The sequence below is a fragment of the Micrococcus sp. iso_26 genome, assembly GCF_056172975.1.
Window position 1 is genome coordinate 559,883 of record NZ_CM149652.1, and the last position, 19,626, is coordinate 579,508.

Genomic DNA, 19,626 nt, shown 5'->3' on the forward strand with positions numbered 1-19,626 from the left:
CGAGGACGAGGCACGCCACCGCGCTACGCTGAGCCGAGTATCGCCCGGCGTCCATGAAAGGTTCCGCACCATGCGCCCGAGCACGCCCCGTGACCGGACGGCTGCCCGCGCCATGGGGGCCGTCGCGCCACCCGAGGCCCGGCCTGCCAGGCGTCACGCCTCACTCGGCCTCGTCCCGGACGGTCAGGCCGCGTGGACCCGCTCCCCGTGGAACCCCTTGGTCACGCCGGCCTCACCGCGGCTGTTCGAGGCCGTGCTGGCCATCGGCCTGGTGATGGATGCGTTCACCGCTCCCGGCCTGCCGATCCCGTTCGCGGAGTTCTCCGCCATCCTTCTGCTGCTCCTCGCCTCATTCCGGCAGCCCCGCCGGGACCTCTCCCAGTACGGCGTGCTGGCCCTCGTCGCACTGGCCCTGGTGGCGTATCTCGTCGCGGTGACCGTGCACAACGACCTCGACCCCACGCGTCGCGCCACGAGGATCACGCTCCTGATCCTGCTGATCTACGCCATCGCCAGCGAGAGGATCGACATCAAGGGCGTCCTCTACGGGATGACGGCCGGAGCACTGATCAACGTGCCCCTCTTCTACGCGGGCCTGGCCCCGGACACCTACGGCGGCTACCTCACCGGGTTCCTGGGGGACAAGAACGTCTCCGGCCTCTTCTATGCGCTCCTGCCCGTGCTGCTCGTGGCCACCATGCAGCGCATGGGCCCCAAGCTCCTCGTGCTGGGCGCCGGCTCCGCCCTGACGTTCCTCACCGGCTCGCGGACCTCGATGGCCGGTCTGCTCTGCGCCGTCGTGTGGATCCTCGTGAGCCCCTACCTGGGGCGGGTCCTCCGTATGGCACTCGCCGTCGTCATGGGCTGGTTCGTCAGCTGGGCCGAGGAGAACCTGGCCGACCTCGGCATCTTTGGAGACCGCACCGGCACGGACTGGTTCCGGGCCGAGATCCAGCAGGCGTCCGCGGAGAAGGTGGCCGACACCTCGTTCTTCGGCCAGGGCCTCTCCACAGCATTCGTGGAGCTGGACAACGTGTCCATGTTCTTCCACAACTCCTATCTGGGGCTGCTGGTGGAGGGCGGCTGGCCGTTCCTGATCGTGGTGGTGGGCGCCTACCTGTGGCTGTGCCTGCGGCCCTTCGCCCGGACGCACCGATCGCCGTCGCGGGTGGCCGTCGAGGCCGCCGCGGTCATCATCCTGGTCACCTCCCTTCAGCTCGGTGAGGTGTTCATCACGATCTTCGGTGCCATCGTGCTCGGCTGCGGCCTGCTGCTGAGCGCCCAGGAGGACGACGAATCCCACGGCGTGTCTGCGGGTGAGCGGGCTCACCGCCGCAAGCTGGACCGCATCGTGGAGCGGTCCCGGCGCGCGGGCGTCTGAGCCGGCCCGCCGGCGTCGGTGCTATCCTGTCCAGGTTGCCCAGGCGAGGGAGCGCGCGCTCCGTGATCGACGAGGCCGCCGCCGCGTGTCAGCATGCTGGCCCGCTGCGGCACTGAAGCCCCCTCCTGGCCGCATCCCGCGCCGCCCCCGGCCGCGCGGCCGAGACCCCCACAGGAGGACGCATCATGTCTGACCAGCTCAAGATCAAGGTCACCCGCCGCACCGACTTCGGCAAGGGTGCCGCCCGCCAGGCCCGCCGTGCCGGCCTGATCCCCGCCGTCGTCTACGGCCACGGCCAGGATCCCGTGCACCTGCTGCTGCCGGCCCAGGAGACCACCCTGGCCGTCCGCAACCCCAACGCCCTGCTCACCGTCGTGAACGAGGCCGGCGAGGAGCACCTGGTCCTGCCCAAGGACATCCAGCGCCACGCCATCAAGGACACCGTGGAGCACCTGGACCTCATCGAGGTCCGCCGCGGCGAGAAGGTCATCGTCGAGGTCACCGTGCATGTCGAGGGCGAGGTCGCCCCCGGCAACGACTACGTGCTGGACTACGTCACCGTGCCGGTCGAGGCCGACGCCACCGACCTGCCCGAGGCCGTCACCATCTCCGTCGAGGGCCGCGAGGCCGGCGACCACGTGTACGCCCCGGACGTGCAGGTCCCCGCCGGCACCACCCTGCAGCTCGAGGACGACATCGTCATCGCCACCGTCTCGGAGGTCGTCGAGCAGGACCTCGGCGACGAGTCCGTGCAGGAGGAGCAGGCCGCCGAGTCCGCCGAGGGCGAGTCCGAGGGCTCCGAGGACTGATCACGCCATGACGACGGGGACCACGCTCATCGTCGGGCTCGGCAATCCCGGGCCCGAGTACGAGCGCACCCGTCACAACGTCGGCCAGATGGTGGCGGATGAGCTCGCCTCCCGCATGGGGGTCGGGTTCACCCGCCACCGGGCCGGCGCCGTGGTGGCCACGGGTCGCCTCGGCATCGGGGGACCGCGCGTCGTGCTCGCGAAGCCCACCGGCTACATGAACGTCTCCGGACGCCCCGTCTCCGCGCTGGCGTCCTTCTACGGGATCGGCCCCGAGGACCTCGTGGTGGTCCATGACGAGCTGGACATCCCGTTCGACACCCTGCGCCTCAAGCGCGGCGGGGGAGAGGGTGGCCACAACGGCCTGAAGTCCATCACCGCCTCCCTCGGCACCAAGGACTACGCCCGCGTGCGCGTCGGCATCGGCCGACCCCCGGGCCGCATGGACGTGGCCGACTTCGTGCTGCGCCCCTTCACCAAGCCCGAGCAGGACGTCCTGCCCCTGCACGTGGACCGCGCGGCGGACGCCGTCGAGAAGCTCGTCACGGACGGGCTCGCGCCCGCCCAGCAGGCGTTCCACTGAGCCTCCCGCCCCGGGCGGACGTCCTCGACGGGGGCTCAGCCCCACGCTCAGGGGGTCGGGGTCACGGCACGGGCCAGGGCATCCGCGATGGTCTCCAGTGCGGGATCCATGATCTGGATCATCTCCGCGTACCCCTCCACCGGCCCGCGGAACGGGTCCACGACGTCGAGGGGCTGGGCGGTCGACCGCGCGAGGGCCCGGTGGCGGGCCGCCTCTGCCGCGAACGCACGCACCCCGCGACCGGCGGGGATCCAGTCCCGCCCGTCCCGGTGGTCCATCGCGCGGACCAGCGCCGCGAGCTCCAGCACGGTGAACACCCGCGCGACGGCCTGCGGCACTTCTTGGAGTGCGAAGCGCATGTGCTCCTGAGCCGCGGCCAACACGAGATCTGCCTCCGCCACCATGAACGGTTGCAACGCGGCGGGACGGTGGCCTTCCAGCCCGGTGACGCCGGCCTCGGCGCCGAGCCGCACGAGCGGCGGCGGCACCGTCAGTGCCTGGTTCGGCTGGGAGCCGGCGCTGCCGACCTCCACCCGGCCGGGGGCCAGGACCGCCAGCCGGCCCTGCAGGGCCCGGCTCGCATAGGCCGAGCGGCACACGTTGCCGGTGCACACGATGAGCACGGCGTCCGGCGAGGGAAGGGCCCGGCGCCCCCGCCGGGCAGGCGGAGCCGAGCTCGACAGCGCCGGGCGACGGGCGAACGAGATCAACCGCGCGCGGCTCCGCCGTCACGCTCGAGCCACGAGGACAGCGCCCGGGCCTGACGATCGACGACCTTGCCGACCATCGGCTCGGCCTTCGCCGCGAGCTTCGAGCCCACCAGCGGGATCCGGCAGACGAGGGTGCCGTCCACGGAGAACTGGGAGCCCTCACCGGCGGCAGTCAGGCGGAGGGAGCCGTCCGCCGTCGCCTTGGCGGAGGGCACGGTGATGGTGGTGGTGCCGGTGCGGGAGCCGTCCGCGGCGGGCGCGTCCCACCGCTCCACCTGCTCCACCTGGAGGGCGGAGCCGATGAGCTTGCGGGCCATGTCCGGGACCCGGTCCGGGATGCGGTCTGCAGGCAGGGAGCGCACGGCGGTGACGGTCATCGCGCCCTCCGGGGAGCCCTCCACGGAGAACGAGACCAGGGAGCCGCCGAAGGACTCGACCACGGAACGGTGGAAGTCCTCGGACGCCAAGGCGGCTGCCACGGCCGCCGGCGGGTGCGGGATGGACTGCTGAGCGGAAAAGGCCACGGTGTCTCCTCGGGGTCAAGTCGGGCCGCGCCCGGCGGGCCGTGAGAGGGCCGGCACCGGTTCGCCGACGGCGATGGGCGCCCATCCCTCACCTTATATGCTGGCCTCCGCGACCCGGGTCCCGTGCACGGCGCCGGGACCGGCCGCGCGACCCCTCGTGAACCCCCTGGAAGGTGTGTCCGCCATGTCGGCACTCTGGGCCGTGGCCCTCATCATGCTCCTGAGCGGGACGGCGAAGCTCCGTTCCGGCGAGGACGTGCAGGCCACGTTCACCCGACTCAGGGTGCCCCGTCCGTTCGCGGCCCCCGCCCTGGCGCGCGCGTTCCCCTGGCTCGAGCTGCTGCTCGCCGCCGCCCTCCTGCAGCCCTTCACCCTGCTGCGTCCGGTCGTCGGCCTGGTGGCCGTGGCCCTCTTCGCCGCCTTCCTCGCGCTCGTGGTCCGGGCCCAGGACGACGGCGTCTCGTGCGGCTGCTTCGGCGAGGCCTCGGCCGCCCCGATCTCCCGCACCACCGTGGTCCGCAACGTCGTCTTCCTGGCCCTCGCCGTCCTGGCCCTGGCCGAGGGGATCGTCTCGCTGGCGGTGCACGGCGCGGGCCTGGCCTGGCAGCCGCTCACCGCCTTCGGCGCCGGCGCGTGGGCCTGGGCCCTGCTCGTGTCCGTGCTGCTCGCGACCGCCGCGTTCCTGGCCGGGCGCGAGTCCGTCCCGGCCGCACCTGACGCCGCCCCGGCGACGCCCACGCCCGAGGCCCCGGCCGCCGTCGACCCGGCCGACGGCGCCGAGCCCGAACGCCACCCGTTCCCGGACGCCGTCGTGGTCGCGGACGGCGAGTACATCGGTCTGCACCGGCTGGTCGCGGACGGGGCCGTGGTGGCCCTGCGCCTGTCCACGGGGTGCGGCTCCTGCGCGCGGGTGATCGAGCGGCTGGACGAGTTCAAGGACGCGCTCGGGCCGGTCCGGCTGCGGGTCCTCATGCCCCAGCGCGCCCCCGGCGCCGAGGGGGCGATCCACAGCGGCGCCGTCGACGCGTCGCTCGTGCTGGCCGACCCGGCCGGCGCCGCCTCGCAGGCCCTCGGCCTGCACTCGTTCCCCACCGCGGTGCTGCTCGGCACGGACCGGCTGACCGCCGGCGGCCCGGTGGGCGGCGCCGACGACGTCCTCGCCTTCCTCGAAGAGATCCGGGAGATCATGACCACCGAACTGCCCGCCGCCACGGACGGCTCCACCGCCACCCCGGAGGTCCGCGCATGAGCGCCCCCGAGACCACCCCCGTCCTCGCCCCGCTGCTGCCGCGCCTGCGCGCCGAACGCGCGCTCGAGGCGGCCGCCGCCTCCGCCGCCCGGCCGCTCGAGTCCCGGGGCGTCGAACTGGAGATCGGCCTGCCCGACGGCGCCCGCGCGCCCCTGCTGACCGTCCTGGCCGAGGCGCTGGCCGAGGGCCACGGCGAACGCGCCGCCGTCCTCGTCGTGACCGCGACCACCCGCGAGGCCGAGGACCTCGTGACCGACCTGGCCGCCTGGGCCCCGGCCGGCACGGCCGCGCTGTTCCCCTCCTGGGAGACGCTGCCGCACGAGCGCCTGTCCCCGCGCTCGGACACCGTGGGCGCGCGCCTGGCCGTGCTGCGCCGCCTCGCCCACCCGGAGGAGCACGCGGAGGGCCCGCTGCGCGTCGTCGTCGCCCCCGTGCGCGCCGTGCTGCAGCCCCTCGTGGCCGGACTCGGCGAGCTGAGCCCCGTGACCCTGCGGACGGGGGAGGAACGGGACTTCGACGGCGTGGTGGCCGCGCTCGCGGACGCCGCCTACTCGCGCGTGGACATGGTCAGCCGTCGCGGCGAGTTCGCCGTGCGCGGCGGGCTGATCGACGTGTTCCCGCCCACCGAGGACTACCCCGTGCGCATCGAGTTCTTCGGGGACGAGGTGGAGCAGATGCGCTGGTTCTCCGTGGCGGACCAGCGCTCCCTCGAGGACACCACGGAGGACGGCTCGGGCCACCCCTCCGAGCTGTACGCGCCCCCGTGCCGCGAGCTGCTGATCACGGACCACGTGCGCCGACGCGCGAAGGAGCTGATCCCGGCCATGCCCGCCGCCGCGGACATGCTGGACCGCATCGCCGAGGGCGTGGCCGTGGAGGGCATGGAGTCCCTCTCCCCGCTGCTGGCCGAGGCCATGACGTCGCTGCCCCGCATGCTGCCCACCGGCTCGCTGACCGTCCTCGTGGAGCCCGAGCGCCTGCGCGGCCGCGCCGACGACCTGCTGGCCACCAACGAGGAGTTCCTCCAGGCCGCGTGGGCCGGTGCCGCGCAGGGCGCGGTCGCCCCGGTGGACGTGGTCGGGGCGGACCAGTCCGCCGCGGGCGGCTTCCTCACGGTGGCCGAACTCCGCGCGGCCGCGCTCGAGCAGGACCAGGGGTTCTGGTCCGTCACCGCGCTGGTCTCGGACGATGAGCTGCTGCCCGACGCCGCCACCCTGCGCGCCACCCTCGGCGTCCCGCAGACCTTCTCGGGCGACATCGAGGCCATGGTCGCGCACACCCGTGTCCGGCTCGCGGAGGGGTGGCATGCCGTGGTCCTCACCGACGGCCCCGGCTCCGCCCGCCGTCTCGCCGAGCTCACCACGGAGGCCGGCCTCACGGCCGCCGTGGTGGACGGGCCCCTGCCCGCGGACCTCGCCCCGGGGCGGGTCTCCATCCCGACGGCGCCCGTCGGCTCCGGCTTCACGATCCCGGACGCGCAGATCGCCCTGATCACGGAGCACGACCTCTTCGGCCGGCACCGCACCGCGGGCACGCGCGCCCCCGGGGCGCGGCTGGCCCGGAAGCGGCGCAACGCCGTCGACCCGCTGACCCTGCAGCCCGGCGACCACGTGGTGCACTCCCAGCACGGCATCGCCCGCTTCGTGGAGCTGCAGCGCCGCAAGGTCACCGGCGGCCCGCGCACCGCCCCCGGCGCCGAGGAGTCCTACCGCGAGTACCTCGTGCTCGAGTACGCGCCCTCGAAGCGCGGCGCCCCGGGCGACCGGCTGTTCGTGCCCACCGACCAGCTCGACCTGATCTCCACCTACGTGGGCGGGGAGACGCCGTCGCTGTCCAAGATGGGCGGCTCGGACTGGGCGCAGACCAAGTCCAAGGCCAAGCGCGCCACCCGCGAGATCGCCGGCGAGCTCATCCGCCTGTACTCGGCCCGCATGGCCTCCCGCGGCCACGCGTTCGCCCCGGACACCCCGTGGCAGGGCGAGCTGGAGGAGGCGTTCCCGTTCATCGAGACGCCGGACCAGCTGACCACCATCGAGGACGTCAAGAAGGACATGGAGGCGGCCGTCCCCATGGACCGGCTCGTCTCCGGCGACGTCGGCTTCGGCAAGACCGAGGTGGCCGTGCGCGCCGCGTTCAAGGCGGTGCAGGACGGCAAGCAGGTGGCCGTGCTCGTCCCGACGACGCTGCTCGCCCGCCAGCACCACCAGACGTTCTCCGACCGGTTCGCCGGCTTCCCCGTGAAGGTGGCCGCGCTCTCCCGGTTCCAGACCGCCAAGGAGTCCAAGGAGGTCGCCGAGGGGCTCGCCCACGGCGAGGTGGACGTGGTGATCGGCACCCACCGGCTGCTCTCCGACCAGGTGCAGTTCAAGGACCTGGGCCTGGTGATCGTGGACGAGGAGCAGCGCTTCGGCGTCGAGCACAAGGAGGCGCTGAAGAAGATGCGCACCAACGTGGACGTGCTCGCCATGTCCGCCACGCCCATCCCGCGCACCCTCGAGATGTCCCTCACCGGCATCCGTGAGACCTCCACGCTGGCCACCGCCCCGGAGGAGCGCCACCCCGTGCTCACCTCGGTGGGCCCGTACTCGGACCAGCAGGTCACCGCGGCCATCCGCCGCGAGCTGATGCGCGAGGGCCAGGTGTTCTACGTGCACAACCGCGTCACCACCATCGACAAGGTGGCCAAGCGCATCGCCGAGCTGGTGCCGGAGGCGCGGATCGCCGTCGCCCACGGCAAGATGAGCGAGGCCCGGCTCGAGCAGATCATGGTGGACTTCTGGGAGCGGAAGCTCGACGTGCTCGTGTCCACCACGATCATCGAGACCGGCCTGGACATCGCCAACGCCAACACCCTGATCGTGGAGGACGCCCACCGCTACGGCCTCTCGCAGCTGCACCAGCTGCGCGGCCGCGTGGGCCGTGGCCGCGAGCGGGCGTACGCGTACTTCCTGTACGACCCGCAGAAGCCCCTCGGCGAGGTGGCCCTCGAACGCCTCAAGGCCGTGGCCACCCACAACGAGCTCGGCGCGGGCATGCAGCTGGCCATGAAGGACCTCGAGATCCGCGGCGCCGGCAACCTGCTGGGCGGGGAGCAGTCCGGCCACATCGCCGGCGTGGGCTTCGACCTCTACCTGCGGATGGTGGGCGAGGCCGTGGCCGACTTCAAGGGCGAGGAGGACACCGCGCCCGCCGAGGTGAAGGTGGAGCTGCCGGTCAACGCCCATCTGCCGCACGACTACGTGCCGGGGGAGCGGCTGCGCCTGGAGATGTACCGCAACCTCGCCCAGGCCGCGGACGACGCCGCCGTGGACGCCGTGGTGGAGGAGCTCAAGGACCGCTACGGCCCGCTGCCGGAGCCGGTGGAGGCGCTCGTCGCCGTCGCCCGGTTCCGCAACCGGGCGCGGGCCGCGGGCGTCACCGAGGTGATGCTGCTGGGCCAGAACGTGAAGTTCGGCCCCGCCGCGGACCTGCCGGAGTCCCGTCAGATGCGCCTGACCCGCATGTACAAGGGCGCCCAGGTCAAGCCGGCCCTGAACGGCGTCCTCATCCCGCGGCCCAAGACCAAGCCGGTCATGGGTCAGGACCTCGTGGACGTCCCGCTGCTCGAGTGGGCGCAGCAGGTGGTCGACGCGATCTTCGCGCCGGAGGGCTGAGCCGGGTCAGGCCGTCCGCACGCGGACGAGGACGCCGTGCGCCTCGAGCATCTCGAGGAAGGCGTGGACGTCGGCCGCGACGTCGGCGGGGTCGAGGCCGAACGCCTCCGCCACCTGGACCGTGATTGTCGTCGTCGACAGCGGCGTCGGCGGATCCGCGACCAGGTCGTCATCCGGGGTGCGGCCGCCCACGAGGACGTCCCAGATCACGTCGCCCGAGGCGCTCAACAGCAGCGGCTGACCGGCCTCGAGCGTCATGACGACGGCCTGGCCGCCGGCGGTGCGGGCCCACGCGATGTCGGGGGCCAGGGCCCAGCCCTCGGTGGTCTCAACGGTCACGGCGCACCGCCTTCCTCCAGGCCCAGCCGGCGAGTGCGCCGAGCCGGGCGCGCTGCTCGCGCCACAGGTCCGCGCGGGTGACAGGCCGGCCCAGGCGCATCTGCAGATGGGGGCGGTTCACCGGGATCGTGCGGGCCACGAGGACGGCCCGCTCCCGCGCCGTGGCGGCCGACTGCCACCGGGTGCGGAACAGCTCCAGACCGCTCTGGCTCTCGTGCAGCGCCGCGAAGAGGGTCAGCTGCCTGGAGTCGACGCCGTCGGCGGCCTCGCCCGTGGCGACGTGCCAGGCCGCGCCCGCGTCCAGCCGGTGGGCTTCCTCGCGCAGGGCTGCCCAGCTTTCGGCGGGCAGGGATTCCCGGATGTGCCGGACGTCGTGCGCGCCGCGATACGGATCGCGGGCCGCGTGGACGATGACGACGAGCCGCTGGTGGCACGGGCTCGGCACCGGAACGGGCCGGCCGGCGATCACGAGGTGGGTGTGCTCGCTCCACAGGGTGTCGAAGGCCGCCTCGGGGGACGGGCCGAGTCCGGGGAAGAGCCGATGCACGTCCACATACCCCAGCTGGTCATGCCAGAGCGTGGCCGCGTGCTGGAAGATCGATCCCTCCGAGAAGGTGGCGACCGGTTCCCAGCCGTGGGAGTCCAGGAGTGCGATGACGGCGGCGGCATCGGTGGGATGGACCAGCAGGTCCACGTCCGAACTGCGGCGGTGATCGGGGTAGACGCCGGGCTCGGTGGCGTAGCCCTTGAGGTGCAGGGCGCGGATGTCGGCCCGGCCCAGCAGGTGCGCGATGCGGGCGTGGGCGAGGCGGACGCGGATCTCGAGGTCCAGGGACGGCGGGGCGGCCGGTCGCTGTCCCGTCGCACGTTCCCCCATGGCCGCGAGCTTAGCCGACCGAAAGGAGGGCCCCTCATCCACACGGACGCACAGGGATGCTGGCGACGAGCTGGGCGACCCGTCTACACTGTCTTTGAGACCTCCACAGCCGATTCTCATGAATCGTGTCGCGGGGCTCTGTCCACTCGCGTGACCCGTGACCCCGTTCGGGCGCGAAAGCCACACCTCGACTCGAAACGAGTGAAGCCATGCAGAAGAACACCTCCACCCTCTCCCGTCGCAAGGTGACCGCCGGCATCGCCTGGACGGTTCCGGCCGTCGCCGCCGTCGCCGCCGCCCCGTTCGCCGCGGCCTCCCCGACCGGCTGTGCCGACGTGACCACGGGCACCGCCGTGAAGCACCAGGGCGGCGGCCAGTCCGATGGCATCAAGCAGGCCTACGGCTTCACCATCACCATCACCAACACGTCGCCCACCCCCGTGTACGTCAACCCGGGCACGGTGACCGTGGTGTTCGGCGGTCATACCACCCGAAACGGTGAGGCGCGTCTCTACACCGACAGCCCGTGCGAGGGAGGCAGGCGACTGGCCGCCATGGACCCCGAGCTGCTCCTGCAGCCGGGCGAGTCCAAGACCTACTACTACCTGGTGAACAAGACCGGCAACTCGGCCAACGAGTCCGGCTGCGTCAAGGGCAAGCTGCAGCTGGCCCTGCCGACGAGCGCTCCTGAGGGCGCGGATCTCTGCAACGACGGTGTCGTCGAGTTCAGCAACTGCTTCGAGACCACCCCGCCCTCGGTGAAGTGCTGATCTTCTGAGCACCGCCACGAAGGGCCCCGCCTCCTCAGAGGCGGGGCCCTTCTGCATCCCCGGGCCCGTGCCGTCGATGCGACGACCTGGCCCTGCGGCCGGGCGCCGTCAGCGTGGCGACGCGTCACCCGCGGTCCCGGCCGCGGCCTCGGCGGCGTCCCGGGGCGCCTGGTAGTAGACGTCGTAGCTGCCGCCGTCCGCGCCGTAGCCCCCGCCGTAGTAGTCCGAGCCCACACCGGAGGCCGGGGTGCCGTTGAGCACGACGCCGAGCACCCGGGCGTTGACGCCCGCGAGCATGTCCCGGGCCACCTCGAGGTGCTCCTTGCGGGTCTTGCCGTGGCGGATCACCAGGACGGTGCCGTCCACCGCCGCGGCGAGCAGGGTCGAGTCCGTGACGGGCAGCACGGGCGGGGCGTCCACGAGCACCATGTGCGTCTCGGCGAGGGCGGTGAGCAGGTCCTTCATCCGCTCGGAGCCGAGCTGTTCGGACGGGTTCGGGGGAGTGCGGCCGGCAGGCAGGAGGAGCAGCCCGTCCTCGCCCACGGGGATCAGCACGTCCTGGAGGGCGACGTCCCCGTTGAGGACCTCGGACAGGCCCACGCGGCCGTCGACGCCGAACTGCAGGGCCTGGCGGGGGCGACGCAGATCGGCGTCGATGAGGATCACCGGCTGGCCGGCGGCCGCCACGGTCAGGGCCAGGTTGCCGATCACCGTCGACTTGCCCTCGCCGGGGTTGGAGCTGGTGAACGCGATGGTGCGGGGCGGATCGTCCACCGCAGCGAACCGCAGGTTGGTCCGCAGCTGACGCACCGCCTCCGACGCGCGGGGGGAGAGGGGCGCCATCGGCGCCGTGCGTTCCGCCTTCATGCTGGGGTCCAGGGGGATGGCGCCGAGCAGGCCCGCCCCGCCCGCCACCTGGGCGTCCGTCGTCGTCCGCACGTTGACGTCCAGCAGCCGCCGCAGGAGCGCGACGATCAGGCCGAGGACGAGGCCTGCGCCCAGGCCGTACAGCAGGTGGCGGACGCGGTCCGGGCTCGAGGGCGTGGCCGGCACGAGGGCGTCCTCCATGGCCGTGACCTTGACGTTGGACGTCGGATCGAGCTCGTTCGCCACGTCGGCGGTCGCCACGAGCGCCCCGTTGGCCAGCGCGGCGGCCTGCTGCGCATCGGGGGCCACGGCGGACACCGTGATGAGGTTCGAGTTCGGCACCAGGGCGGCGCTCATGGTCGCGCCGGCGGTGTCCAAGCCCTCGGCCGCGATCCGCTCGCGGACCGTGCGGCTGTTGATCAGCGGGATGTAGGACTGGGCGCGGGTCTGGGCGGTCTCGGTGCCGGAGATGCTCGCCTCCCCCTCCACCGTGACGAACGCGGTCGAGGTGGCGGTGTACAGCGTGGGCTGCAGCAGCGAGTACACGAGGCCCGCCGCCAGGCCCAGGGCGGCGCACCCCAGGATCACCAGGCGGTTCGCACGCAGCACACGAAGGAAATCAATGATGTTCATGGGATCCCAGGATCGAAGGGCAGCGACTCAGCTCACTCTAACAAGCGGGACAGCCCGTTCTGCCGCACTCGTCTACGCTGGGCGTGGGGCGGAGACGCGCCCCGGCAGGGCGACGGAGGAGCGGTCATGACGGTGGGGCACGACGCGCACGGACCGCGGCACTCCGACCCCCGCTACGTGGCCCTGCAGACGGAACGGGAGAAGCACGCCCGCGCCGCCGCCCGCGGCACGTCCGTGTGGTCGGCCGACCAGGACGCCGCCGTCCCGCGCGAGCCCCTGCGCATCCCCGAACTGCTGCTCGGGGCCCTGCTGGCCATGGAGGCGTTCAGCGTCCCCCTCGGCCCCGTGGCGCTCCCGCTGAACGAGGCGGGCATGCTCCTGCTGCTGGCCCTGGCGCTGTGCCGACGGTCCCGCCGCGATGTCTCCGCCCTCGGGCTGACCGCCGTGCTCGCCGCCGCCGTGCTGCTGTTCCTCGCGATCGTCTCCGTGTCCCAGGGCATTCCGGACCTGGAATGGCTGCGCCGGTGGGTGCGGATGGCGGCCCTCGTCGGGCTCGTCGGCTGCATCGCCGGCGGCCGGCTCAGCCTGCGCTCGCTCGCCGTCGGGCTCGGCGCCGCCATGGCCCTGAACGTGCCCCTCTTCTACGCCGGCCTCGTCCCCGCGCCCTACGGCAGTTTCCTGACCGGCATCCTCGCGGACAAGAACGTGGCGGGCCTCTACTACGCGGCCATGCCGGTCCTGGCGCTCGCCCTCGTGCGGGCGCGGCGGTGGAAGCTGATCCTGCTCGTCGCCGCCGCGGTGTGCGTCGTCCTCACGGGCTCCCGCACCTCCATGGCGGGCTTCGCCTGCGCCGTCCTGTGGCTCTGGCTGACGCCGCGGATGGGGGCGGGTCTGCGCCTGGTCCTGCTGGCGGTCCTCGCCTGGGCGGTCGCGTTCGCCGAGGAGAACCTGGCCCGCATCGCCTTCTTCGCGGACCGCACCGGCACGGACTGGCTGCGCTCGAACATCCAGGCCGAGACGGCTGTGCGCGTCGCGGAGACGCCGTGGTACGGCCGGGGCCTCACCACGGCGTACGTGGACTTCGGCGGCGCCACGTGGCACTACCACAACTCCTACGCGGGCCTCTACACCGAGGGCGGCGTCGTGCTCCTCCTCGCCGTCCTCGGCGCGTACGCGTTCTTCGGGCTGCGCCTGTTCAGCGCCCGGCTGCGCACCCCCTCGCGCGTGGCGGTGGAGGCGGCGGCCGTCGTCGTGTTCGTCTCCGCGACGCAGCTGGGCGAGGTGTTCATCACGATCCCCAGCATGCTCGTCGTCGCCGCCGGCGTGACCCTCTGGCTCGACGAGCGGGACGCCCCGCTCGAGAGCGAGGTGCTCGAGCGGCGCCGTCGTCGGGTGCTGGCCGCGGCGCGCCAGGGGCAGCACGCCCCGTCCTCCGGCGGGCACGCCGTCCCCGATCTCTGACGCCGGCCGGTCAGGCGCCCGTCGACTCCTCCTCCACGAGGTCCCCGTCGAGGGCCCGGGCGATCTCCCACGCCAGCAGCTCGACGATCGGCTGCGCGGTCTGCGCCATCGCGGCGTAGCCCTCGGCGGGGCCGCGGAACGGGTCCGGCAGATCCGCGTCCGGTCGCTCCCCGTGGGCGATCAGGCGGGAGCGCAGCTCCGCCAGGGCCGTCACGAGCGCGGTGACGCCGGCGCCCGGAGGGACCGCCGCGGCGAGCTCCTCGCCGTGGTCGCGCAGGAGGGTGCCCATGCCGAGGATCGTGAAGGTCCGGCGCACCGCCGCGGGGTCCTCGCGCAGCACCTCGTCCAGGTGGTCGTCCGTCGCGGTCAGGACGAGGTCCTGGTCGGCCAGCGAACGCCCGGTCAGCTGCTGCGGTCGATGCTGCGTCAACGCGGCGCGGACTCGGCGGCTCGGTGCGAGGTCGAGCAGCGGACCCGGGACGGTCAGCGCCTGGTTCGGTTCCGTGCCCGCGCTCGTGACCTCCGCGCGGCCCCGGTCACCGAGCAGGGCGTTGAGCTGCGCCTGCAGCGCGTACTCCACATAGGCGGAGCGGCAGATGTTGCCCGTGCACACGACGAGGACGCGGGCGCTCGGCAGGGGGCCGGGGACACGGCCGGCCGGTGAGGCAGGCGAGGCTGGCTCAGCGGCCCTGACGGGCGCGGGAGCCACCGTGCGCTCGGTCGGCGTCGCACGCTGCCGCGGCGTGGCGGGGTCGGCCGGGTGGGGGCGGAATGCCGGGCCGAGCCGGAACTCGGCGAGGCGATCCTCCCGCGCCGTGGAGGCCGCCGGGGCGTCGGCGTCGCCGCCGTCACCCGCCGGGTGGCCGCCGTCGCGGGCCGGCACCTCGGGCTCCTCCGGCGTCGGCGGCAGGAACGGATTGCGGATCGGGGGGCGATGATCCCTGCTCATGGGTGTGTCCTCTCCGAGGCGGTCGTGACGCGCGGCAGCGCGGACGTGACGGGGTGCGGGGGCTCCACGTGTCGCAGGCGGTGCACCGGGTGCCAGCGGCGGCGCGCCCCCGTGAACGGCTTGGACAGGGGGGTGGCGAGCAGGGCGAGGCCTGCCAGCCAGCTGAGGGCGAGCGCGAGGGCGAACTTGGCGGCGTTGTCCTCCACGCCGTGGCGCGTGACCCACATCAGCACCCAGCCGTGCAGCAGCACCACCACCGTGCCCGTCCGGACCAGGGCGGTGATGGCGCGGCGCAGGGCCTGACCCGTCCCGGTGCGTCGGGCGAAGGAGCGCAGCAGCCTCTCCACCGTGGAACCGAACACGAGCACCATCCCCGCGGACATCAGGACGCCCACGGCGGGGGTGAGCACCGGCGTGCCGAAGCCGCCGAACTTGATGTTGGGCGGCTCCAGGCCCAGCCGGACCGCGACCATCCCGAGCAGCACCAGGCCGACGCCGATGAGCGTCCGGTGGCGCCGCACGTGCGGCTGGACGCGGCGGCGGAACATCTCCCCGCTGAGGACGAACAACAGGCACGGCAGGGCCAGCCCGACGCCCAGCGGCGTGCGGGCGATCGCGGAGTCCGGCACGAGGTGGGCCCACGCCAGCCCGGCCAGGCCCACGGCCCAGGCGACGGCGGACGGGAAGCGCTCGAGGAATCGGCGCAGCACCGTGGTGAAGAACAGGACGGAGATGAACCAGAACGCCCACCACGGGGGCTCCTGGTCCGCGCCCCCGTACCAGCCGGTGATCATCAGGCGCCGCAGGAGGTCGGGGTCGTCGGCGAACCACGCGAATGCGGCCACGGACATGAGCGCCGCCCACACCAGGTACGGCACCATCAGGCTCCGGAAGCGGCCCCACACGTCCGTGGCCCAGGGGCGGCCGCGCGTCCAGAAGTAGCCGGTGAGGAAGAAGAACAGCGGCATCCGCCAGATCTCCAGGTACCGGCTGAAGGTGAGGTCCGTCAGGTATGCGTGACCCAGCACCACCGCCGCGATGGAGACAAGCCGAAGGGCGTCCACCCCCGTGTTGCGGGTGGACGCCCTTCGGCGCGCGGCGGCCGGACGACCGGTGTCAGCGATCCTCGGCTCCGGGACGGCTCAGCGGTGCGCGGCGCCGGTCTCGACGGCGTGGGCGCCGGAGGCGGCGTGCTCGACGACGGGACGGGTGTGGATGGCGGTGGTGTCCACGGTGTCGCTGCGGCCCAGGAACGCCTTGGGGATCATGAAGGCCACAGTGGCCAGGGCCAGCGCGATCAGGCCGGGGATCCAGACCGACTCGAGCGACCAGAAGCCCATGGCGTAGAGGCAGCCGAGGAACGCGCCGAAGGCGACGATGAAGGCGATCAGGGAACCCCAGACGCCGCCCACGTTGGAGTGGTCGATGGCCTTGCCGTTGCGGATCACGTGATGCTCCTTCGGTGCGGTCCCGGCCGGGGCGGACGCCCGGCCGAAGTGATGCGAGTCAGTCGGATCCCAGGATAGCAAGCGCGGAACTGGCCCCGATCCGGGTGGCGCCGGCCTCGATCATCGCCAGGGCGTCCTCGCGGGTGCGCACCCCGCCGGAGGCCTTCACTCCGATGTCCTCGCCCACGGTGCGGCGCATCAGCGCGACGTGCTCGACGGTGGCGCCCGCGGTGAAGAAGCCCGTGGAGGTCTTCACGAAGTCCGCCCCGGCCTCGACCGCGGCCTCGCAGGCCAGGACGATCGCGTCGTCGTCCAGGAGGGCGGTCTCCACGATCACCTTGAGCAACGCCCCGCCATCGCCCGCGGGGCCGTCCGCGTGGGCGGCCTCGGCCACGGCGCGGACGTCCGCGACGAGCCGGGCGCGGTCCCCGGCGCGGGCCGCGGCGATGTCGAGGACCATGTCCACCTCGTCCGCGCCGGCGTCGATCGCCTGCCGGGCCTCGAAGGCCTTGACCTCCGAGGTGTTGGCGCCGAGGGGGAAGCCGATCACGGTGCAGGTCAGCACGTCCGAGTCCGCGAGCTCGGCGGCCACCAGCGGCACCCACACGGGGTTGATGCAGACGCTCTTGACCCCGGCCTCGCGGGACTCGGCCACGAGGCGGCGCACGTCCGCCTCCGAGGTGTCGGCCTTCAGGGCGGTCGCGTCGATGTACTTCGCCAGCTCGGCGGTGGTGAGGGAGACGGTCATGCCCACCAGCCTACCGAGGCTCAGCCGCCCACGAGGGCCGTCACCTCGGCCCGCAGCGCCTCGAGCCGCTCGGCGGCCGCGGCCGGGTCGGCGTCCCGGGTGCCGAGGTAGCACTTGAGCTTGGGCTCGGTGCCGGAGGGGCGCACGAGGACGCGGGTGCCGGAGTCGGTGGCGAACAGCAGCGCGTCCGTGGGCGGCAGCCCGTCCCCGCCGGCGGCCAGGTCCCGGCGCACGGTGACCGGCTCGCCCGCGAGCGTGGCCGGCGCCTGCTGACGCAGGGCCGTCATGGTGCGGGCGATCAGGGACAGGTCCGCCACGCGGACCGAGACCTGGGCGCTGGGCATGGCGCCGGTGACCGCGTCGACGTCGGCCAGGGCGTCCATCAGGCCGCGTCCCTGCGCCGTGAGGGCGGCGGCCAGCTCCGCGGCCATGAGGGCGGCCGTGATGCCGTCCTTGTCCCGCACCATGTCCGGGTCCACGCAGTAGCCGAGGGCCTCCTCGTAGCCGAAGCCGAGGTCCGGGGCGCGGGAGATCCACTTGAAGCCGGTCAGCGTGACGTGGTGCCTCACCCCGTTCGCCTCCGCCAGGGCGGCCAGCTGCGGGGAGGAGACCACGGAGTTCGCGGCGCTGCGGCCGGCCGCGTGCAGGGCCGGCATCGCGTGCGCGCCCAGCAGCGTCCCGACGGCGTCGCCCGAGAGCATCCGCCACGTGCGGACGCCGTGCGCGTCGGTGACGGGCGCGGCCAGGGCCAGGCGGTCGGCGTCGGGGTCGTTGGCGATCACCAGGTCCGCGTCCACCTCGGCGGCCAGGGCGAGGGCGAGGTCCATCGCCCCCGGCTCCTCCGGGTTGGGGAACGCGACCGTGGGGAAGGCCGGGTCCGGGGCGGCCTGCTCGGCCACCACGTGGACGGGGCCGAAGCCGGCGTCCTCGAGCAGGCCCGGGACCACGGCGCCGCCCACCCCGTGCAGGGGCGTGTAGACCACGCGCAGGTCGCGGTGGCCGTGCCGGTCGTCGTCGAGCACGCCGAGGGCCGCCGCGCGGTAGGCCTCCAGCAGGTCCGGCCCGGCCACGGTCCAGCCGTCGTCGGCGAGCGGGATGTCCGCGGTCCACGCCGCGTGGTCGATGCGGGCGGCGATCTCCGCGTCCGCGGGGGAGACGATCTGCGCCCCGCGACCCGCCTCGTCCGTGAGCCGCCCGCCGAGGTAGACCTTGTAGCCGTTGTCCGCGGGCGGGTTGTGGCTGGCGGTGACCATCACGCCCGCGTCCGCGCTGAGATGGCGCACCGCGAAGGCGAGGACCGGCGTCGGCAGCGCCTCTGGCAGCAGGACGGTCTGCACGCCCGCGGCCGTCAGGACGGCGGCCGTGTCCGCGGCGAAGGCGGCCGAACCGCGCCGCGCGTCGTACCCGACGACGGCCAGCGGCGGGGCTGCGTCCCGTCCGACGCCGTCCCACAGGTGGGCGGCCAGACCCGCCGCGGTGCGGCGCACCACGAGCCGGTTCATGCGGGACTCGCCCGGGCCCTCCTCGGCGCGCAGGCCGGCGGTGCCGAAGGCGAGCGGCCCGGCGAAGCGGGCGGCGAGCGCCGCCCGGGCGGCCGCGGCCTCCGGGCCGACGCCGGCGGCCGCGTCGAGCTCGGCGCGCAGGGTGTCCCGGTGCGCGGGGTCGGGGTCCTCCGCCGCCCACCGCTCAGCCCGGGCGAGGACGTCCTCCGGGAGCGCGGCGACGTCGTCGTGCGGGGGATGCGCGGGCATCAGAGCCGCCCCACGATGTCCGCGAGCAGGCGCGCGATGCGCGGGCCGGCGGCCTGGCCGGCCTCGACGACCTCGGCGTGGGACAGCGGCGTCTCCGAGATGCCGGCGCCGAGGTTGGTCACCAGCGAGATGCCGAACACCTCCAGCCCGGCGTGACGGGCCGCGATCGCGTCCAGTGCCGTGGACATGCCGACGAGGTCGCCGCCGAGGGTGCGCGCCATCCGCACCTCGGCGGGGGTCTCGTACTGCGGGCCGGCGAACTGGACGTACACGCCCTCGCGCAGGGACGGGTCCACCTCACGGGCGATCGCGCGCAGCCGCGGCGAGTAGAGGTCGGTGAGGTCCACGAACGTGGCGCCGGCGAGCGGGGTGGCGCCGGTGAGGTTGATGTGGTCCGCGATCAGGACGGGGGTGCCCGGGGCGATCTCCGGGTCCAGCCCGCCACAGCCGTTGGTCAGCACCACGGTGCGCGCCCCGGCGGCGGCGGCGGTGCGGACGGTGTGCGCCACGGCCTGGGCGTCGCGGGACTCGTAGAAGTGCGTGCGCGAGCCGAAGACGAGGGCGTGCGTGCCGTCCGGCAGCCGGACCGAGCGGATCACCGCGTTGTGGCCGGGCACCTTCGGGGCGTGGAAGCCGGGCACCTCGGCCAGCGGCACGGCGGCGACCTCCTCGCCGATCAGGCCGGCGGCCTCGCCCCAGCCGGAGCCGAGGACGACGGCGACGCGGTGCTCCGCCACGCCCGTCGCCCGGGCGATGGTGTCGGCGGCCGCGCGGGCCTCGGCGAAGCCCGGATGGTCGCCGGTCACGGGGGAGTCGGGGGAGGGGATGCTGGTCTGGTCGGTCACGTCGTGGAGTCTAGGCGGTGTCCCGTGAG

General features: G+C 73.8%; 18 protein-coding genes. 7 read left to right on the plus strand and 11 right to left on the minus strand.

The annotated features are described in order from the left end of the window. Positions 1-217 precede the first annotated feature (217 nt). The 3 genes from AC0VX0_RS02560 (at position 218) to pth (ending at position 2,773) form a co-directional block, all read left to right on the plus strand. Positions 218-1,381, plus strand: coding sequence for an O-antigen ligase family protein (locus tag AC0VX0_RS02560; protein ID WP_475451839.1), 1,164 nt, complete (start codon positions 218-220; stop codon positions 1,379-1,381). A 185-nt stretch (positions 1,382-1,566) separates the two neighbouring features. Continuing rightward, positions 1,567-2,190 carry a 50S ribosomal protein L25/general stress protein Ctc gene (locus AC0VX0_RS02565; protein WP_044659564.1) on the plus strand — a complete coding sequence of 208 codons (624 nt, stop codon included), beginning with the start codon at positions 1,567-1,569 and terminating at the stop codon, positions 2,188-2,190. A 7-nt stretch (positions 2,191-2,197) separates the two neighbouring features. Beyond that, positions 2,198-2,773 carry an aminoacyl-tRNA hydrolase gene (pth, locus tag AC0VX0_RS02570; RefSeq protein WP_069941663.1) on the plus strand — a complete coding sequence of 192 codons (576 nt, stop codon included), beginning with the start codon at positions 2,198-2,200 and terminating at the stop codon, positions 2,771-2,773. A 47-nt stretch (positions 2,774-2,820) separates the two neighbouring features. Here pth and AC0VX0_RS02575 read toward each other — a convergent pair whose 3' ends face one another. After that, complete coding sequence (locus tag AC0VX0_RS02575; protein WP_166437626.1) at positions 2,821-3,396, minus strand: arsenate-mycothiol transferase ArsC; 576 nt, start codon at positions 3,394-3,396, stop codon at positions 2,821-2,823. 83 nt (positions 3,397-3,479) lie between these two features. Then, complete coding sequence (locus AC0VX0_RS02580; RefSeq protein ID WP_475451842.1) at positions 3,480-4,007, minus strand: DUF2505 domain-containing protein; 528 nt, start codon at positions 4,005-4,007, stop codon at positions 3,480-3,482. Between the two features lie 184 nt (positions 4,008-4,191). Here AC0VX0_RS02580 and AC0VX0_RS02585 point away from each other — a divergent pair, with 184 nt between their 5' ends. Further along, positions 4,192-5,256: a MauE/DoxX family redox-associated membrane protein gene (locus AC0VX0_RS02585; RefSeq protein ID WP_475451844.1), complete on the plus strand. Its 1,065-nt coding sequence runs from the start codon at positions 4,192-4,194 to the stop codon at positions 5,254-5,256. Beyond that, a complete protein-coding gene (gene mfd / locus AC0VX0_RS02590) occupies positions 5,253-8,909 on the plus strand; it encodes a transcription-repair coupling factor (RefSeq protein ID WP_159305462.1) in 3,657 nt (1,218 codons plus the stop codon). Before AC0VX0_RS02585 ends, mfd begins: the two co-directional genes overlap by 4 nt. 6 nt (positions 8,910-8,915) lie before the next feature. On the opposite strand, the gene AC0VX0_RS02595 is transcribed toward mfd, so the two are convergent. Continuing rightward, complete coding sequence (locus tag AC0VX0_RS02595; RefSeq protein ID WP_119217474.1) at positions 8,916-9,248, minus strand: PqqD family protein; 333 nt, start codon at positions 9,246-9,248, stop codon at positions 8,916-8,918. After that, a complete protein-coding gene (locus AC0VX0_RS02600; protein ID WP_127435218.1) occupies positions 9,238-10,125 on the minus strand; it encodes a nucleotidyltransferase family protein in 888 nt (295 codons plus the stop codon). The genes AC0VX0_RS02595 and AC0VX0_RS02600 overlap by 11 nt, the downstream gene beginning before the upstream one ends. 209 nt (positions 10,126-10,334) lie before the next feature. Here AC0VX0_RS02600 and AC0VX0_RS02605 point away from each other — a divergent pair, with 209 nt between their 5' ends. Then, positions 10,335-10,895, plus strand: coding sequence for a hypothetical protein (locus AC0VX0_RS02605; protein WP_127435219.1), 561 nt, complete (start codon positions 10,335-10,337; stop codon positions 10,893-10,895). Positions 10,896-11,003: 108 nt separating this feature from the next. Here the strand turns inward: AC0VX0_RS02605 and AC0VX0_RS02610 are convergent, their stop codons facing one another. After that, entirely contained in the window at positions 11,004-12,395 is a 1,392-nt protein-coding gene (locus tag AC0VX0_RS02610; protein WP_127435220.1) for a tyrosine-protein kinase domain-containing protein, read from the minus strand. A gap of 126 nt (positions 12,396-12,521) precedes the next feature. Between AC0VX0_RS02610 and AC0VX0_RS02615 the strand changes: the two genes are divergently transcribed. Further along, positions 12,522-13,856, plus strand: coding sequence for an O-antigen ligase family protein (locus tag AC0VX0_RS02615; RefSeq protein ID WP_127435221.1), 1,335 nt, complete (start codon positions 12,522-12,524; stop codon positions 13,854-13,856). Between the two features lie 10 nt (positions 13,857-13,866). On the opposite strand, the gene AC0VX0_RS02620 is transcribed toward AC0VX0_RS02615, so the two are convergent. The 6 genes from AC0VX0_RS02620 to AC0VX0_RS02645 form a co-directional block, all read right to left on the minus strand. Then, entirely contained in the window at positions 13,867-14,805 is a 939-nt protein-coding gene (locus tag AC0VX0_RS02620; protein WP_221844913.1) for an arsenate-mycothiol transferase ArsC, read from the minus strand. Beyond that, positions 14,802-15,869 carry an acyltransferase family protein gene (locus AC0VX0_RS02625; protein ID WP_078025714.1) on the minus strand — a complete coding sequence of 356 codons (1,068 nt, stop codon included), beginning with the start codon at positions 15,867-15,869 and terminating at the stop codon, positions 14,802-14,804. Before AC0VX0_RS02625 ends, AC0VX0_RS02620 begins: the two co-directional genes overlap by 4 nt. Positions 15,870-15,947: 78 nt before the next feature. Continuing rightward, on the minus strand, positions 15,948-16,253 hold the full coding sequence (locus AC0VX0_RS02630; protein WP_036317357.1) for a hypothetical protein: 306 nt from the start codon (positions 16,251-16,253) through the stop codon (positions 15,948-15,950). Positions 16,254-16,311: 58 nt separating this feature from the next. Then, positions 16,312-17,001 carry a deoxyribose-phosphate aldolase gene (gene deoC / locus AC0VX0_RS02635; RefSeq protein ID WP_221844911.1) on the minus strand — a complete coding sequence of 230 codons (690 nt, stop codon included), beginning with the start codon at positions 16,999-17,001 and terminating at the stop codon, positions 16,312-16,314. Positions 17,002-17,021: 20 nt separating this feature from the next. Beyond that, on the minus strand, positions 17,022-18,752 hold the full coding sequence (locus AC0VX0_RS02640) for a phospho-sugar mutase (RefSeq protein WP_242934169.1): 1,731 nt from the start codon (positions 18,750-18,752) through the stop codon (positions 17,022-17,024). Further along, positions 18,752-19,597, minus strand: coding sequence for a purine-nucleoside phosphorylase (locus AC0VX0_RS02645; protein WP_257746824.1), 846 nt, complete (start codon positions 19,595-19,597; stop codon positions 18,752-18,754). The genes AC0VX0_RS02640 and AC0VX0_RS02645 overlap by 1 nt, the downstream gene beginning before the upstream one ends. Positions 19,598-19,626 lie beyond the last annotated feature (29 nt).

Bases quoted from the DNA above. Each gene is read 5' to 3' on its own strand.
- AC0VX0_RS02610 (WP_127435220.1), bottom strand. From the start codon at position 12,395: ATGAACATCATTGATTTCCTTCGTGTGCTGCGTGCGAACCGCCTGGTG.
- AC0VX0_RS02605 (WP_127435219.1), top strand. From the start codon at position 10,335: ATGCAGAAGAACACCTCCACCCTCTCCCGTCGCAAGGTGACCGCCGGC.
- AC0VX0_RS02640 (WP_242934169.1), bottom strand. From the start codon at position 18,752: ATGCCCGCGCATCCCCCGCACGACGACGTCGCCGCGCTCCCGGAGGAC.
- AC0VX0_RS02600 (WP_127435218.1), bottom strand. From the start codon at position 10,125: ATGGGGGAACGTGCGACGGGACAGCGACCGGCCGCCCCGCCGTCCCTG.
- AC0VX0_RS02620 (WP_221844913.1), bottom strand. From the start codon at position 14,805: ATGAGCAGGGATCATCGCCCCCCGATCCGCAATCCGTTCCTGCCGCCG.
- AC0VX0_RS02565 (WP_044659564.1), top strand. From the start codon at position 1,567: ATGTCTGACCAGCTCAAGATCAAGGTCACCCGCCGCACCGACTTCGGC.
- AC0VX0_RS02585 (WP_475451844.1), top strand. From the start codon at position 4,192: ATGTCGGCACTCTGGGCCGTGGCCCTCATCATGCTCCTGAGCGGGACG.
- deoC (WP_221844911.1), bottom strand. From the start codon at position 17,001: ATGACCGTCTCCCTCACCACCGCCGAGCTGGCGAAGTACATCGACGCG.
- AC0VX0_RS02615 (WP_127435221.1), top strand. From the start codon at position 12,522: ATGACGGTGGGGCACGACGCGCACGGACCGCGGCACTCCGACCCCCGC.
- pth (WP_069941663.1), top strand. From the start codon at position 2,198: ATGACGACGGGGACCACGCTCATCGTCGGGCTCGGCAATCCCGGGCCC.
- mfd (WP_159305462.1), top strand. From the start codon at position 5,253: ATGAGCGCCCCCGAGACCACCCCCGTCCTCGCCCCGCTGCTGCCGCGC.